At 26.6% G+C, this 15,579-nt stretch carries 16 protein-coding genes; 2 read left to right on the forward strand and 14 right to left on the reverse strand.

The genetic code is table 11. The features are described 5' to 3' along the window. Positions 1 to 28 precede the first annotated feature (28 nt). Complete coding sequence (gene lipB, locus H0H56_RS01400) at positions 29 to 736, forward strand: lipoyl(octanoyl) transferase LipB (RefSeq protein ID WP_185874084.1); 708 nt, start codon at positions 29 to 31, stop codon at positions 734 to 736. On the opposite strand, the gene mtaB is transcribed toward lipB, so the two are convergent. From mtaB to H0H56_RS01450, 10 genes are all read right to left on the reverse strand, one after another. Continuing rightward, a complete protein-coding gene (gene mtaB, locus H0H56_RS01405) occupies positions 699 to 2,048 on the reverse strand; it encodes a tRNA (N(6)-L-threonylcarbamoyladenosine(37)-C(2))-methylthiotransferase MtaB (RefSeq protein ID WP_185874085.1) in 1,350 nt (449 codons plus the stop codon). The genes lipB and mtaB overlap by 38 nt on opposite strands. A 40-nt stretch (positions 2,049 to 2,088) precedes the next feature. Then, complete coding sequence (locus H0H56_RS01410) at positions 2,089 to 2,721, reverse strand: peroxiredoxin (protein WP_185874086.1); 633 nt, start codon at positions 2,719 to 2,721, stop codon at positions 2,089 to 2,091. Positions 2,722 to 2,808: 87 nt separating this feature from the next. Then, positions 2,809 to 4,659, reverse strand: a complete 1,851-nt coding sequence (dnaG, locus tag H0H56_RS01415) for a DNA primase (protein WP_185874087.1) — start codon at positions 4,657 to 4,659, stop codon at positions 2,809 to 2,811. Continuing rightward, complete coding sequence (gene rpe / locus H0H56_RS01420; RefSeq protein WP_185874088.1) at positions 4,656 to 5,318, reverse strand: ribulose-phosphate 3-epimerase; 663 nt, start codon at positions 5,316 to 5,318, stop codon at positions 4,656 to 4,658. Before rpe ends, dnaG begins: the two co-directional genes overlap by 4 nt. 29 nt (positions 5,319 to 5,347) lie before the next feature. Beyond that, positions 5,348 to 6,157: an enoyl-ACP reductase FabI gene (locus H0H56_RS01425; protein WP_185874089.1), complete on the reverse strand. Its 810-nt coding sequence runs from the start codon at positions 6,155 to 6,157 to the stop codon at positions 5,348 to 5,350. A gap of 35 nt (positions 6,158 to 6,192) precedes the next feature. Further along, positions 6,193 to 7,446, reverse strand: a complete 1,254-nt coding sequence (gene metK / locus H0H56_RS01430; RefSeq protein WP_185874090.1) for a methionine adenosyltransferase — start codon at positions 7,444 to 7,446, stop codon at positions 6,193 to 6,195. 48 nt (positions 7,447 to 7,494) lie between these two features. Continuing rightward, on the reverse strand, positions 7,495 to 8,571 hold the full coding sequence (locus H0H56_RS01435) for a bifunctional 3-deoxy-7-phosphoheptulonate synthase/chorismate mutase type II (RefSeq protein WP_185874091.1): 1,077 nt from the start codon (positions 8,569 to 8,571) through the stop codon (positions 7,495 to 7,497). A 21-nt stretch (positions 8,572 to 8,592) separates the two neighbouring features. Beyond that, entirely contained in the window at positions 8,593 to 9,441 is an 849-nt protein-coding gene (locus tag H0H56_RS01440) for a prephenate dehydrogenase (RefSeq protein WP_185874092.1), read from the reverse strand. Beyond that, the gene (locus H0H56_RS01445) at positions 9,438 to 10,592 is read right to left on the reverse strand and encodes a pyridoxal phosphate-dependent aminotransferase (RefSeq protein WP_185874093.1); all 1,155 of its coding nucleotides are present in this window, start codon (positions 10,590 to 10,592) and stop codon (positions 9,438 to 9,440) included. Before H0H56_RS01445 ends, H0H56_RS01440 begins: the two co-directional genes overlap by 4 nt. Continuing rightward, on the reverse strand, positions 10,592 to 11,431 hold the full coding sequence (locus H0H56_RS01450) for a prephenate dehydratase (protein WP_185874094.1): 840 nt from the start codon (positions 11,429 to 11,431) through the stop codon (positions 10,592 to 10,594). Before H0H56_RS01450 ends, H0H56_RS01445 begins: the two co-directional genes overlap by 1 nt. A gap of 122 nt (positions 11,432 to 11,553) precedes the next feature. Between H0H56_RS01450 and H0H56_RS01455 the strand changes: the two genes are divergently transcribed. Further along, entirely contained in the window at positions 11,554 to 12,891 is a 1,338-nt protein-coding gene (locus H0H56_RS01455) for an Nramp family divalent metal transporter (RefSeq protein ID WP_185874095.1), read from the forward strand. A 12-nt stretch (positions 12,892 to 12,903) separates the two neighbouring features. On the opposite strand, the gene rplI is transcribed toward H0H56_RS01455, so the two are convergent. The 4 genes from rplI to gltX are packed head-to-tail and all read right to left on the reverse strand — an operon-like array spanning position 12,904 to position 15,577. Further along, positions 12,904 to 13,356 carry a 50S ribosomal protein L9 gene (gene rplI / locus H0H56_RS01460; protein ID WP_185873596.1) on the reverse strand — a complete coding sequence of 151 codons (453 nt, stop codon included), beginning with the start codon at positions 13,354 to 13,356 and terminating at the stop codon, positions 12,904 to 12,906. 4 nt (positions 13,357 to 13,360) lie between these two features. After that, entirely contained in the window at positions 13,361 to 13,672 is a 312-nt protein-coding gene (rpsR, locus tag H0H56_RS01465) for a 30S ribosomal protein S18 (RefSeq protein WP_185873597.1), read from the reverse strand. Continuing rightward, complete coding sequence (gene rpsF, locus H0H56_RS01470) at positions 13,669 to 14,010, reverse strand: 30S ribosomal protein S6 (protein WP_185873598.1); 342 nt, start codon at positions 14,008 to 14,010, stop codon at positions 13,669 to 13,671. The genes rpsR and rpsF overlap by 4 nt, the downstream gene beginning before the upstream one ends. A gap of 34 nt (positions 14,011 to 14,044) precedes the next feature. Beyond that, positions 14,045 to 15,577 carry a glutamate--tRNA ligase gene (gltX, locus tag H0H56_RS01475; RefSeq protein WP_185873599.1) on the reverse strand — a complete coding sequence of 511 codons (1,533 nt, stop codon included), beginning with the start codon at positions 15,575 to 15,577 and terminating at the stop codon, positions 14,045 to 14,047. Positions 15,578 to 15,579 lie beyond the last annotated feature (2 nt).

Genomic DNA, 15,579 nt, shown 5'->3' on the forward strand with positions numbered 1-15,579 from the left:
TTAAATAAATTTTTAAAAAAAAAAAAATATGAAAAAAAAAATCCTCTTTTTCGAAGACTTAGGAAAAAAAGGATATCAAGAAACGTGGGATTATCAGAAAATATTATTCAATAAACTTATACAAAAAAAAATAAATAAAGATAAAAACCAAATTACAGGATATTTATTATTTGTGGAGCACCCACATGTATATACTATAGGTAAAAATGGAAAATATCAACATTTATTAGTATCATCAGATTTTTTAAAAAAAATAGAAGCAACATTTTATCTAACAGATAGAGGGGGTGATATTACGTACCATGGGCCTGGACAATTAGTCGTATATCCTATTTTAAATATGGATGATTTATTTACAGATATTCATAAATATATACGTTTTTTAGAAGAAGTAATTATCCATTTTTTAAAATATTATGGAATAAAAGGAGGGAGACAAACAGGAAAAACAGGAGTTTGGTTAGGAGAAAAAAAAAGAATATCCTATAAAAAAATATGTTCTATAGGAATTAGAATGAGTCGTTGGGTAACGATGCATGGTTTTGCTTTAAATGTAAATACAGATTTACGGTATTTCGATTATATTATTCCTTGTGGTCTTATAAATAAAGAAATGACTTCTTTAAAAGAAGAATTAAACCATCCTATCTCCTTTTATGAGGTAAAATATTTAGTAAAAAAATCTTTTAAAAAAATTTTTAATGTAGAGTGTATTTATCCAAATTATTCTCTATAGATTGAGCAATCATAACCCCATCTGTATCTACTTTTATTAAAAGTACTTTATGTAAAGTATTGATATACATATTTTTAAAAAAAATTTTTGTTCTAATATAATTTTCTGTATATCCATACAAATATTTTTCATTTTTATCATTTTTTTCAAATAAAACAGTTTTTTTGGTATTAATTTGTTTATGACAAAAAGAAAGATATTTATGTTGGGAAAGAGCTCTTAATATTTTGTTCCGTTTACATTGTATTTTTTTAGATATATGTTCCTGTAGCGTTATAGATTTTGTTTTAGGTCTTTGAGAATAAGAAAAAATGTGTAAATAAGAAATATCTAATTTTTTTAAAAAATGATAAGTTTCTAAAAAATGTCTATGTGTTTCTCCAGGAAAACCCACAATAATATCTGAACCTATATAAGCATGTGGAATAAAATCCCGTATATTTTGTACTTTTTCTTGATACAATTCTCGTCTATAACGTCTCTGCATTTTTCCCAAAATATCATTACTTCCAGATTGTAAAGGAAGATGAAAGTGAGGAACAAAATGTTTACTTTTAGATAAAAACTCAATATATTCTTTTTTTAATAAATTAGGTTCTATAGAGGATAAACGTATTCTTACATCATTTTCTTTTATGTTTTCTTCTATAACCTTTATTAAATCAAAAAAAGTACGACGTTCATTGGTTCCATATATTTTTTTTCCATAATCTCCAATATTTACCCCTGTTAATACAATTTCTTTTACTCCTTTCTGAATCAGAAACTGAATTTTTTTCAAAATATTTTCTATGCTTTCAGAACGAGAATAACCCCTTGCCATGGGAATGATACAATAACTACACTTATAATCACATCCATCCTGTATTTTAAAAAAAGAACGAGTTCGATCTCCTATAGAATAGGACGAGTAAAAATCAGAATTTATTTTTGTTGAAATAATTTTTGCAGGATATTTTTTCAATAAATGAACAGGATCAATATAGTTATTTATTTGAAATTTTTCTTTATCACCCAACACGAGATCTACCCCTCGAATATAAGAAATTTCTTTAGGATGAATTTGTGCATAACATCCGATCGCAATAATAAAAGATTTTGCATTTTTTTTCATAAAAAAACGAACAAGGTACTTAAATTTAGTATCTGCATTTTTTGTTACAGAACAACTATTAATCACATAAATATCTGCAAAACTTTTAAAAGAAACCTGTTCATAATTTAACTTTGAAAAAGTTCTTGCTATAGTAGAAGTCTCTGCATAATTTAATTTGCATCCCATGGTATAAAAGGCTATTTTTTTTTTACCCATATTTTTATTATTTCACAACAAAGACCTTACCTTTTTATTTTTATGATGAAAAATAATCTATAATTCCACTATGACTAGCCTGTATAGCTTTTTTTCCTTTTATCCAATTAGCGGGGCATACTTCTCCACTCTTTTCATAATACTGAAGTGCATCTATCATACGAATGGCTTCATTAATATTCCTACCTAAAGGAAAATCATTAATTAAAAGATGTCGTACAATTCCTTCTTTATCTATTAAAAACAAACCTCTATAAGAAATCAGTTCTCCCGTAGATTTCATCAACCCTTCTTCATTACAAATCCAATCTCCAGATAAAACCCCATAATTATGAGATATAGTTTTATTGATATCAGAAACTATAGGATAATTGACTCCATATATTCCTCCTTTTTCTTTTGGAATTTGTAACCAAGCCCAGTGAGATTGTTCAGAATCTGTAGATATAGCTATAATTTTTACATTTCTATATTCAAAATCCTTTTTTTTTTCTTGAAAGGCATATATTTCTGTGGGACATACAAAAGTAAAATCCTTCGGATAGAAAAAAAGCAATACATATTTTCTTCCTTTAAACTGTTCTAACGTAAAATTTTGTACAATATCTTTTCCATTTAATACAGCACTAGCTGTAAAATTAGGAGCTTGTTTTCCAATTAATGTTGTATTCATCATTTTTATTTTTACTTATTAGGGACGAATTTACCTAAATTATTCTAAGTATCAAAAATAAAAAATGAAGCAATAATTTATTTTTACTCAAACCAATCTATGTAATTTTTTATTAATTTTATTTTTTAATTTTGTTAAATGCATGATTTTTTTTATAATATCTTTATTATTCCCTAATTTATTAAAATTACTGATTTCTTTTTGAATTAATTTTAAAATATATTGTGCCTTATAAATACATATAATATCTATGAGATATTGAGATAAATTTTCCTCTTTCGAAGGAACTTCAATCCCTTTTATTTTCCATTGATTGGATAATGAATAAGATTTTTGTTTTTTTTGCAAAAATTGAAAATTTTCTAATTTTACTTTTTTATCTTTGTGTAAACAAATTTGATCAAATATTCTCTGATGATCATTCAAAGAAAAACGTAAATTATAGTATTGCAAAGTATGTCTTATTTCTTCTAAAATGGTAGTGTTAGTATGATTACCATATTTTTTTACTATTTGATCTCCATAATTTAAAATTAAATGAATCAATTTTTCTTCAATGATACAAATAATATTTTTGTTTTTTTTTGAAAATACAGGATAATTCTTTTTATAAAGAGGAGACTTATCCCGTTTTTTTTTACAAATTCGTTCTAATTCGGAAATTAGAACTTTTTGACAAATTTTAAATATTTTAGAAGTTTCTTGTATATATAATTCTCTTTGAATAGGATTGTATATTTTTGAAATACTATTTAAAATATTAAAAATTAAATAATATTTTTTCACTGGATCATCTTTGTGAAATTTTTCATATATTTTTTTTTTAAAAGAAACAAAATTATAACTATTTTTTACGATAAAATCTCTCAATTGAGAAGAAGAATATTTTTTAGAAATAGAATCTGGATCTTCTCCATTGGAAAGAAATAATATACGTATATTCATTTCTTGTTCCAAACACATATTAATGACTCTTAAAGAAGCTTGAATCCCAGAAAAATCACCATCGTAAAAAAGAACAATAGTTTTTGTCAATTTTTTAATCAATCTTATTTGATCTATATTCAGTGAAGTACCAGAAGAAGAAACTACATTTTTTATACCAGATTGATGTAAAGAAAGAACATCCGTATATCCTTCTACTAAATAACAAATCCCCTCTTGAAAAATTTTTTTTTTAGCTTGAAATAATCCATATAAAATTTTACTTTTTTGAAAAATATCGTTTTCGGATGAATTTAGATATTTTGTTGTGTAACGTGAATAATTATGAATCGTTCTTCCACCAAAACCTATAACCTTCCCATATATATCCTGTATTGGAAATATTACACGTTTACGAAAACAGTCAAAAGAATTAGATTGTTTGAATCTAGTAAGACCAGATTTTTTTAAATCCGTAATACTAAATCCTTTTTTTAAAGCTGTTTCAGTGAATAAATTACAGGAAGCAGGAGCATAACCTAATTCAAATTCATGAATAGTTTTTATATTCAATTTTCTTTTTTTCATCAAATAATTCAATCCATTTTCTTTACCTTCTTGAGTGTAATGCAATTGGTAACTAAAATAACATTTAGCATACTTTTGTATCAAGTATAAATTATTATTTTTTGTATTATAATAATATCCATTATTACTATTCTTAAATTCATAAATATTGATATCATATTTTTTAGCTAAATAATGTAAGGATTCTACATAAGTAAAATGTTCATGTTCCATAAGAAAAGTGATCATATTCCCCCCTTTTCCTGAACTAAAATCTTTCCATATTTTTTTTGTAGGAGAAACTATAAGTGAAGGAGTTTTTTCATTAGAAAATGGACTAAGTCCTCGATAATTTATCCCACTTTTTTTTAATACAATAAAATCTCCGATTACTTCTTCTATACAAGAAACAGAAAATATTTTTTTTATAGTTTCTTTAGAAATCATGATGATTGGTCTCCGAATTTCATTTTATGAATAATTTTTTTTGGATTATCATTAGAAAAAATAGTAGTCCCCGATACTAAAATATCGGCTCCATTTTTAAATAAAAAAGAAGCATTTTCTAAATTTATTCCTCCATCTATTTCTATAAGTGCAGAAGAATGTTTTTTTAAAATTAAATCTTTGGTTTCTTCTAGTTTTTTATATGTGTTTCTAATAAATTTTTGTCCACTAAAACCAGGATTTACGCTCATTAATAAAACAAAATCGATCTCTTTAATAAGATCTTGCAAAAGTAAAATAGGAGTATGTGGGTTTATTGCTACCCCAACCTTCATTCCAGATTCTTTAATAGACAAAATCGTTCTATTTAAATGAATACAAGCTTCATAATGAATATGTAAATGATCTGCTCCACATTTTTTAAATTGTTCTATATATCGTTCCGGGTGCATAATCATTAAATGAACATCCATGGGTTTATTCGCATATTTTTTTACATATTGTATAAATAAGCTTCCAAAAGAAATATTAGTAACAAAAGAAGAATCCATAACATCAATATGTAACCAATCTGCTTCACTGTTATTTAACATTTCTATGTCACGATATAAAAAAGCTAAATCTGATGAAAGCAAGGATGGAGCAATAATTCTTTTCATATTTTTTTAAAAATTGTAATCATTCAATATCATGTAATTGTAATCATTGTTTCATCAATAATACCTGTATTAGAAAAACCTCCATCATGATATAAATTTTGCATGGTAACTTTTCTTGTTAAATCCGAAAAAAGTGTAATGATATAGTTAGCACAATCTTGTGCTGATGCATTTCCTAAAGGGGATATTTTTTCAGATAAAAGAAAAAATTTTTTGAACCCTTTAATAGATTTTGCGGATTTTGTCATACTAGGGGATTGTGAAACTGTATTTACTCTAACCTTTTTTTTGATTCCCCAGTGATAACCAAAATTACGTGTAATACTCTCCAAATAAGACTTATAATCAGACATATCTACATAATTTGGAAAACTTCGTTGAGAAGCTACATATGTTAAAGCTACTATAGAACCCCATTGATTCATGGCATTTTTCTCCCAAGCAGTTTGCATTATTTTATGATAGGAGACGGCAGATATTTCCCATCCTTTTCTTAAAAATTCATAATTAAGAGATGTATATGGATTTCTTTTTCTAATATTTATAGACATAGCGATAGAATGTAATATAAAATCTATTTTTCCTCCAAAATGATCTAAACTTTTATCAAAAAGAAGATTTAGATCTACGATAGATGTAGCATCCACAGGAATAACCATAGATTTTGTTTTATGTGATAATTCATTAATTTTCCCCATTCTTAAAGAGGCAGGAGTATTTGTTAAAATAAAAGATGCTTTTTCTTCATAAGCACGTTCTGCTACTTTCCAAGCAATAGAATTTTCATCTAATGCCCCAAATATAATTCCTTTTTTTCCTTTCAATAAATTGTAAGACATAGTTAAAAATTTAACTAAAAATACCTTTTTTTGAATTAAATATTAAAAACTTCTTGAATCACAGGTAAATAATCCAATTTTTCCCATGTAAAAAGTTCTACTTCTTGTTCTTTTTGATTTCCTTTTATATCATAAAAATACTTACGTACTTTTCTTGGACATTTCCCCATATGTCCATATACAGCTGTTTCTTCATATATTGGATGACGTAATTTTAATTTTTTTGTTATGGCGTAAGGACGAAAATCAAAAATTTTTTTTATTTTTACTACAATTTCTTCATCAAGAAGTTCTATTTTAGAGGTCCCATAAGTATTTACAAAAATTCCTATAGGGTCCGCTACACCTACGGCATAGGATATTTGTATTAATAATTCATCAGCAATTCCTGCTGCAACAAGATTTTTAGCAATATATCTTGCTGCATAAGCTCCAGATCTATCGACTTTAGAAGGATCTTTTCCAGAAAAAGCTCCTCCTCCATGAGACCCCCTTCCACCATAAGTATCCACAATAATTTTTCTTCCGGTAATTCCCGTATCTCCATGAGGCCCTCCAGTAACAAATTGACCTGTAGGATTGATGTAATATTTCGTTTTATCTGTAAATAATTTTTTTATATCCTTCGATAATATATTTTGTACCCTTGGAATCAAAATATTTCTAATATCCCGAACGATCCTTTGATGCATTTTTTCTTTTGTGTCAAATTCATCATGTTGAGTAGATATTACAATAGCGTGAATATGTATGGGAATATTTTTATCCGAATATTCTAAAGTTACTTGAGATTTTGAATCTGGACGTAAATAAGGCATTTGTACTCCTTCATTTCGGATATATGAAAGTTCCCGTAATAAATGATGAGACATTTCTAATGATAAAGGCATATAATTTTCTGTTTCATTAATCGCATAACCAAATACTATTCCTTGATCTCCAGATCCTTGATTTTCTTTTTGATCACTTTGTATTCCATGGAATAAGTCCATAGACTGTTCTTGAATAGAAGAAAGTACTCCACAAGAATCTGCATGAAATCTATATTCATTTTTAGTATATCCAATTTTTCTAATAATATCACGAGCTATTTTATGAACATTGACCCAAGTTTTAGAATTCACTTCTCCAGATAATATAATTTGTCCCGTAGTCACTAAAGTTTCTATAGCTACTTTTGCTTTTGGATCATATGCTAAAAAATGATCCAAGATAGCGTCTGATATCTGATCTGAAATTTTATCAGGATGTCCTTCTGAAACAGATTCGCTAGTAAATAAATAAGCCATTTTTTTTCTTTGATGACAGAACTTAAAAAGTTTACTTTTCCTACGACATTATATTTTATTTTGAATATTAATGGATTCTTGATGCAATAATTTGAAAAATCCTTCAAGAAGTTTTTCAGAAAGACCTAGTTTTTTTCCTAAAAGGATTGATTTATTCATAATTTTTTTCCATCTATCTGGTTGTAATATAGATATATCGTATGATTTTTTCAAAATTCCTAATTGTTTGGATATTTTCATTCTTTCTGATAAAAGAGCAATAATATTTTCATCTATTTCATCAATTAAAATTCTTAAAGAATTTAAATCATTTTTAGTTTTATTCGTATAATTTTTTGATACGGTCAATTTTTTTAAAATATCCAAAAGTTGTTCAGGAGTAATTTGTTGTTGAGCATCACTCCAAGCATTTTCTGGATCACAATGACTTTCTATCATTAATCCATCATATTGAAAATGATAAGCTATTTTTGCAATATCTAAAATTCCTTCTTTATTTCCACAAATATGTGAAGGATCACATATTCTAGGAATTCTAGGAAGAATTTTATGAAATTCTAACAATAGATTCCAATTTGGTTGATTCCTGTATTTCAATTTTTTATATGGAGAAAAACCTCTATGTATAATCCCTAACTTTCTCACTCCTTTTATAAATAAACGTTCTAAAGCTCCTATCCATAATTCTATATCAGGATGTATAGGATTTTTAACTAAAATAATTTTATCCTCTACTCCTTCTAATGAATCCGCAATTTCTTGAACAGTAAATGGACTTGCCGTACTTCTTGCTCCGATCCAAAGAACATCTATATCAAAAGATAACGCTAATTTTACATGTTCTGCATTCGCAATTTCTGTAGCCACTAGAAAACCTGTATGTTTTTTAACTTTTTTTAACCATCGCAATCCCTCTTTCCCTATACCTTCAAAATTATTTGGTTTAGTCCTAGGTTTCCATATCCCTGCTCTAAATATTTGTACATAAGTATGGTCCAATCTTCTAGCGGTTTCTAGTAGTTGTTGTTCGTTTTCTGCACTACAAGGACCAGAGATAGTTATAGGTTTTTTCCATTTTTCAATCCAAGATCTGTCTACACTATTATTCAAAATATCTTTTTCCATCACAACAATACATTTAATTTATTATACATATTTTTGGTCTTTTATAATATCGTTTGCCTTTTTTATATATTGATCAATATGATGAAATTCTTTATTTTTTAAATATTTTTTAAATATTCTTAATTGATCAATATAAACATCTATAGCTTTAATCAAATTATTTATATTAGAAATAAAAATAGGTACCCAAGTTTCAGGTTTACTTTTCGCTAAACGTGTAGTAGAACCCCATCCACTTCCCATCATATGATTTAAAACTTTTTTTTTATTTTTAAATTTTTTAACGGTACTCGCTAAAGAAAAGGATATGATATGAGGTAAATGAGATCCATAAGAAATATATAAATCATGTTCTTTAGAAGTTATATAAATCATCCGCATCTCTAAAATAGAATAAATTTTTTCAGTAATATATATAGCATCTGTATCACTAAGTTCTGAGTCACAAAGAATACAATTTTTTTTATAAAAAAGATCGGAATTCGCTGAAAGTGGTCCAGAATTTTCAATACCTGCAATAGGATGTGTCGCAACAAAACGACTTCTTTTTGGATGAGAATATACACTTTTACAAATAGTATACTTAGTCGATCCAGTATCTAAAATAACTGTATCCTTCCTGATTGTATTCAGAATATTTGGAAGTAATTTTTCTATACCATCGACAGGTATAGATAAAATAATGACGGAAGACTGTACAATCAGATCTTTTAAAGGTCTAATTTCATCGACAAAACCCAATTTTACAGCAATTAAAGCATTTTTTTCATTATAGTCAGTTCCTATAAATTTATCTCCAAAATTGGATTTTCGTAATTTTAAACTAATAGATCCACCTATTAAACCTAAACCTATAATTCCAATATTCATGAAAAAATTCTATTTTTTGCTTTTTCCAAAATTTTGATAGGACAACACATAGATAATCTCACATACCCTTTTCCATTTTCTCCAAAAATGCTTCCAGGTGTAATAAATATGTAATATTTTTTAAAAATTTTATCGGACCATTTACGATCATTTTTATCTAAATTTGTAAGCTTTGCCCAAATAAATATTCCGGCACTTTTTCTTTTATATTCTAAATTGAGACTATCACATATTTCCCATATAATTTTTTTACGTTTACAATATTCTATATTAAGTCTTTTAAACCATTCTGAATATTGATTCATTGCTTCTATAGCTCCAATTTGTATGGGATAATACATACCAGAATCCATTTGACTTTTTACTTTTAGTATATTTTTAATAAATTCTTTTTTTCCTATTATCATTCCAACACGCCATCCAGCCATATTATAACTTTTGCTTAAAGAATTTAATTCTAAAGCAATATCTTTAGCTTCTTTAATATTAAAAATACTCAAAGGACGTTGATCATTTAATATGAAACTGTAAGGATTATCATGAACGAGTAAAATACGGTTTTTTTTTGCAAAAAAAACAATTTCTTCTAACTTTTCAAAAGTTATCGTTGCACCTGTAGGCATATGAGGATAATTAATCCACATTATTTTCACTTTAGATAGATCTTTATTCTCCAATAATTGAATATTAGGACACCAATTTTCTCTTTCATGAAGATCATAATAAATAATTTCCGATTCTAAAAATCTAGATATAGAGGTATAAGTAGGATATCCAGGATTTGGTATTAAAACTTGATCTCCTTTTTCTAAATAAGATAGGCTTATATGCATAATTCCCTCTTTAGACCCCATTAAAGGCAATACCTCTTCTTTATGGTCTATATGAGACACCTTATAAGTCTTTTCATACCAACAAGAAATAGCTTTTCGTAACATTTCTATTCCTGTATAGCTTTGATAAGTATTCGCATTATATAGTTCTGAGGCTTTTTTCATCTGATGAATTACCTCCTTTGGGGGAAGTAAATCCGGATTTCCAATTCCTAAATTAATAATTTCTATCCCTTTTTTTTCAAGATGATAAATCTCTTTCATTTTTTCGGAAAAAAAATATTCCGATATTTGATGCATTCTTTTTGCTACAATCATTAAGTTCTAATTATCCCATTTTTATATTCTCCCATAATAGATAGTTGATGAAGACATGGAATTCTTTGCATACGTACTTTCATCCTCTCATAATCTTTTATATTATTAAATATAATATCTACATAAAATGAATATTCCCAAGGTTTTTGTATTCTAGGAATAGATTGTATTTTAGTCATATTAATTCCCAAACTAGATATCAAACTCAATATCTGAGATAAACTTCCAACAGTATGTAATATTTTTAATTTTAAGGAAGCTTTATTAAAATCATTTTCTTGTTTATTATAAACATTATTATTAATAATAAAAAATCTAGTAAAGTTCCTTTGAATTGTTTGTATATTTCTATAAATAATTTCTAATCCATATTCTTTAGCCGCATCTTCTGATGCAATCGCTGCTAAACCTTTTTTTTGATATTTAGCAATATATTGAGCCGCAGCAGCAGTGTCATAATATTTGTATATTTTTATATGAGGATGTTCTTCTATAAATAATTCACATTGTAAAAGAGCCATAGGATGAGAATATATTTCCTTTATCTCCTCTATTTTTTGTCCATTTAAAGCCATTAAATGATGTTTTATTGGAATATATATTTCCCCCACTATTCTTATATTATATTCAGATAAAAGACTATAATTGGTCAATATAGTCCCTGCTATGGTATTTTCTATAGCCATGACCCCATGATCTACATTATATTTTCCTACAGAATAGGCTAACTCTCTAAAAGAAGAACATTCCATCAATTGATAATGACATCCTTCAAAATATCTGGTAACTGCTGCATGATGAAAACACCCCTTTACCCCTTGTATAGCTATTTTTTTCATGAAAAAAATATTAGCCTTATAAAATATAAAAAATAATTTTATTTTATGCAATCTTTTTTTTAAAATTTTATAATAAAAAATTAAAACGGTTAACTTTATGTTTTCATATTTTTTATGTTTTTATGCAAAAAAATAGAAAATTTTATAAAGGATGGAGGAAAGAAAATACGACACCTTCTCTTTCAGAGGTTTTTTCTTCTGTATCTGTTCCTAAAAAAACAGGAAAATGGAAAAAATTATTCGCTTTTACTGGACCAGGACTTTTGATTGCTGTAGGTTATATGGATCCCGGAAATTGGGCAACAGATATTGCTGGAGGAGCTAAATTTGGATACATGCTTTTATCCGTTATTTTTATATCTAATATTTTCGCTATTATATTGCAATATTTGGCTCTTAAATTAGGAATTGTTTGTGAAAGAGATTTAGCACAAGCCTGTAGGGATCACTACCATCCTTTGATAAGTTTTATCTTATGGATTTTATGTGAAATAGCTATTTCTGCTTGTGATTTAGCAGAAATTATTGGTTCTGTCTTAGCTCTAAAATTACTTTTTGGAATTCCCATAACATTAGGTGTATTAATTACTTCATTGGATATTTTAATTATTTTATTTTTTCAGTATAAAGGGTTCAGATATATTGAAAGTGTGGTCGCAACATTAATATTTACAATATTAGTTTGTTTTATTTTTGAAATTATTAGTTCTAACCCAGAATTTTTTCCCATTTTAAAAGGAATTATACCAACTACTGAAATAATTAAAAATTCGCATTCTTTTTATATATCTATTGGTATACTAGGAGCTACTGTAATGCCTCATAATCTTTATTTACATTCTAGTATTATACAAACTAGGGATTATCCAAGAACTATGGAAGGAAAAAAAATGGCCATAAAATATGCGACTATAGATAGTACGTTATCTTTAACCTTAGCCTTTTTTATTAATGCAGCCATATTAATTATATCTTCAGCTACTTTTCATAAGTATGGACATACAGAAGTAGCAGATATTATGGATGCACATAAACTCTTAACCCCTATTCTAGGTTCTAGCCTATCTGGAATTTTTTTTGCATTAGCTTTACTAGCATCAGGACAAAATTCTACACTCACTGGAACTATCGCTGGACAAATTGTAATGGAAGGGTTTCTTCACATACGATTAAAACCTTGGATCAGAAGATTGATCACGAGACTAATAGCTATTATTCCAGCTATGATTGCATCTATAGTTTATGGAGAAAAAGGAACGGCAGAATTATTAATAATTAGTCAAATCATTTTATCCATACAATTAATTTTTGCTATTATTCCATTAGTAAATTTTACAGGAGATTATGATAAAATGGGATCATTTGTTAATGGCCCTTTTTTAAAACTATTAGCGTGGAGCATCACGATTATCGTCGTTTTACTCAATTTATTCTTATTATATAATACTTTTTTTCAATAACCATTCATTTTTTCATTCAGCCAATACTTCAAAATTGAAAATTAACTCCTTTTTATTACGAGGAAAACGTATATTCGCTTGATATTTCCCAATTTTTTTAATAACTTTATTTACAGTAATTCGTATAAATTTTTTATCTATAGAAATTCCTTCTTTTTGAAAAGCTTTCATCAATTCCTGATTATTAATTGAACCAAATAGTTTTCCTCCTTTTCCTACTTTAGCATTTATTTTTATAGTTAATGTTTTTAATTTTTTTTCTATTTCTTTATATTTTTCAATTAAAAAACTTTCCTTTTTCGAACGCTGTTTTAATATTTCATGAAGATCTTTGACTCTTCCTGGAAGAGCTAATATAGCATATCCATTTGGAATTAAATAGTTTCTAGCATATCCTGGTTTAACATCTAATTCATCATATTTAAAACCCAAGTTTTCTACATCTTTTTTTAAAATAATTTTCATTTTTTTATCTTAAATCATCTGTAACAAAAGGTAATAGACCAATTTGTCTGCATCTTTTGATAGCAAAATTTAATTTATTTTGATTTTTTTGTAAAGTACCTGTGATCCTACGTGGTAAAATTTTACCTTGTGCATTTAAAAATTTTATTAAAAATGTCGGGTCTTTATAATCTATAAACTTAATATTTCTTTTTTCAAAATAGCAATATTTTTGTTCTATTTTTGTTTCTATTTTTAAAGGAGATAAGTATCTTAAATCACTATCCCCCCCTACTTGTTTTTTTTTAGTATTATTTTCTTTTTCTTCTACAATCATAATTTATTTTTTAATTTATTTCTTCTTCTTTCTGCATATTCAATTCCATATTGATTTAATTTAACAGTGATAAAACGTAAAATACGTTCATCTTGTCTTAATTTTAATTCTAAATCAGATATTAAATGAGAATGAAATAAAAACTCAAATAAATGATAACACCCACTTTGTTTTTTTTTAATTGGATAAGATAATTTTTTTAAACCCCAATGTTCCTGATAAACGATTTTTCCTTTTTTTTGTATTATATAATTTTCATACTCTTTTGCCGTTTTTTTTGCTTGATCATCAGACAAAATAGGAGTAATAATCATCATATTTTCATAATGTTGAATCATGTAATTTCATGTAATTAAATATAAATCTATATTTTTATGTTCTTTTTTCAAAAAAACCATGAAAAATTTTTTTTCTAATTTTTTTCATCAAATTATCTATACGTCGTATACTTTCTTCTTTTCCTACCATTTCAAAAATAATGAAAAGATCACATCCTTTTAAGTCCCCTACTAAAGCGAAACGAAATAGTTGCATAATTATACGTCGATTTGCTTTGTCTATTTTTTTAAAAATTAATCGTAAATGTAAAGACGTAAATATAGGAATTTTGGATAAAAAAATTTTATAATGTTCTAATAGATAAAAAGTTTTTTTATGACAAATTTGATGAAAAAAATTGTATTCATAATAAATAGGAGAAATAAAAAAATAAAAAGAATGTTTCCATATTTCATGAATAAAATAGATCCTATCTATGATTAGATGAAGGACTTTAGATAAATAATTTTTTTCATAAAAAAGAAAACGTTTTTGTAGTTTAATTTGAAGATAAGAAAGTATTTCTTCTTGTTTTTTATTTAAATATTGTTTATTGAACCAATTGGCTTTTTTTATGTTAAAATAAACTCCGGATTTATGTACTCTTTCGAAAGAAAAAAAATGAATTAATTCTTTTAAGGAAAAAATTTCTTTGTTTCCTCCAGGATTCCATCCTAATAAAGCTAACATATTCACAAAAGCTTCTGGAAAATAACCTAATTCTCTATATCCTGGAATAATAGTTTTAGTGTCAGGGACTTTCCATTGTAAAGGTAATATAGGAAAATCTAATTTTTCTACGTTTCTTTTACTAATTTTTCCTTTTCCATCATTTCTTAATATTAAGGGTAAATGCGCAAAAATAGGAGTACTCCAACCTAATGCCCGATATAATAAAAGATGTAAAGACATAGAAGGTAACCATTCTTCTCCTCTAATTACATGAGTAATTTTCATTAAATGATCGTCGATCGTATTAGCTAAATGATAAGTAGCTCCTCCATTAGATTTTAACAATATTTTATCGTCTAAGTTATCTGTATATACAACGATCTTTCCACGGATCATATCATGCATATTCAATTTTTCTCCAGGTGTAATTTTCAATCTAATGACATAAGAAGAACCAGAATGCAACTTCATATATAATTGTTTTTTCGTCATATTTAAGGAATTATTTAAATGCATTCTAATCTTATAATTATAAGAAAAAGTTAATCCCATATTGTGATATTCCTTTCTCTTTTTATGAAGTTCTTGATCTGTATCAAAAGCATAATAAACATGTCCCTTATCTAAGAGTTTATTGATATAAAAACGATAAATATCTCCCCTTTTAGATTGATAATAAGGATAATAATCTCCACCATACCCAGCGCCCTCATCAGGTTCTATCTGACACCATTTTAATGTTTCAAAAATATACGATTCAGAATGAGGGATCCATCTTTTTTTATCAGTATCTTCGATTCTAAGTATAAATTTTCCTTTATGTTTTTTAGCAAAAAGATAATTATATAAAGCTGTTCTTATTCCACCTAAATGTAATGGACCTGTAGGACTAGGAGCAAAACGAACTCTTACCATAT

Source organism: Blattabacterium cuenoti, assembly GCF_014252455.1.
Classification (GTDB): Bacteria; Bacteroidota; Bacteroidia; order Flavobacteriales; family Blattabacteriaceae; genus Blattabacterium; species Blattabacterium cuenoti_R.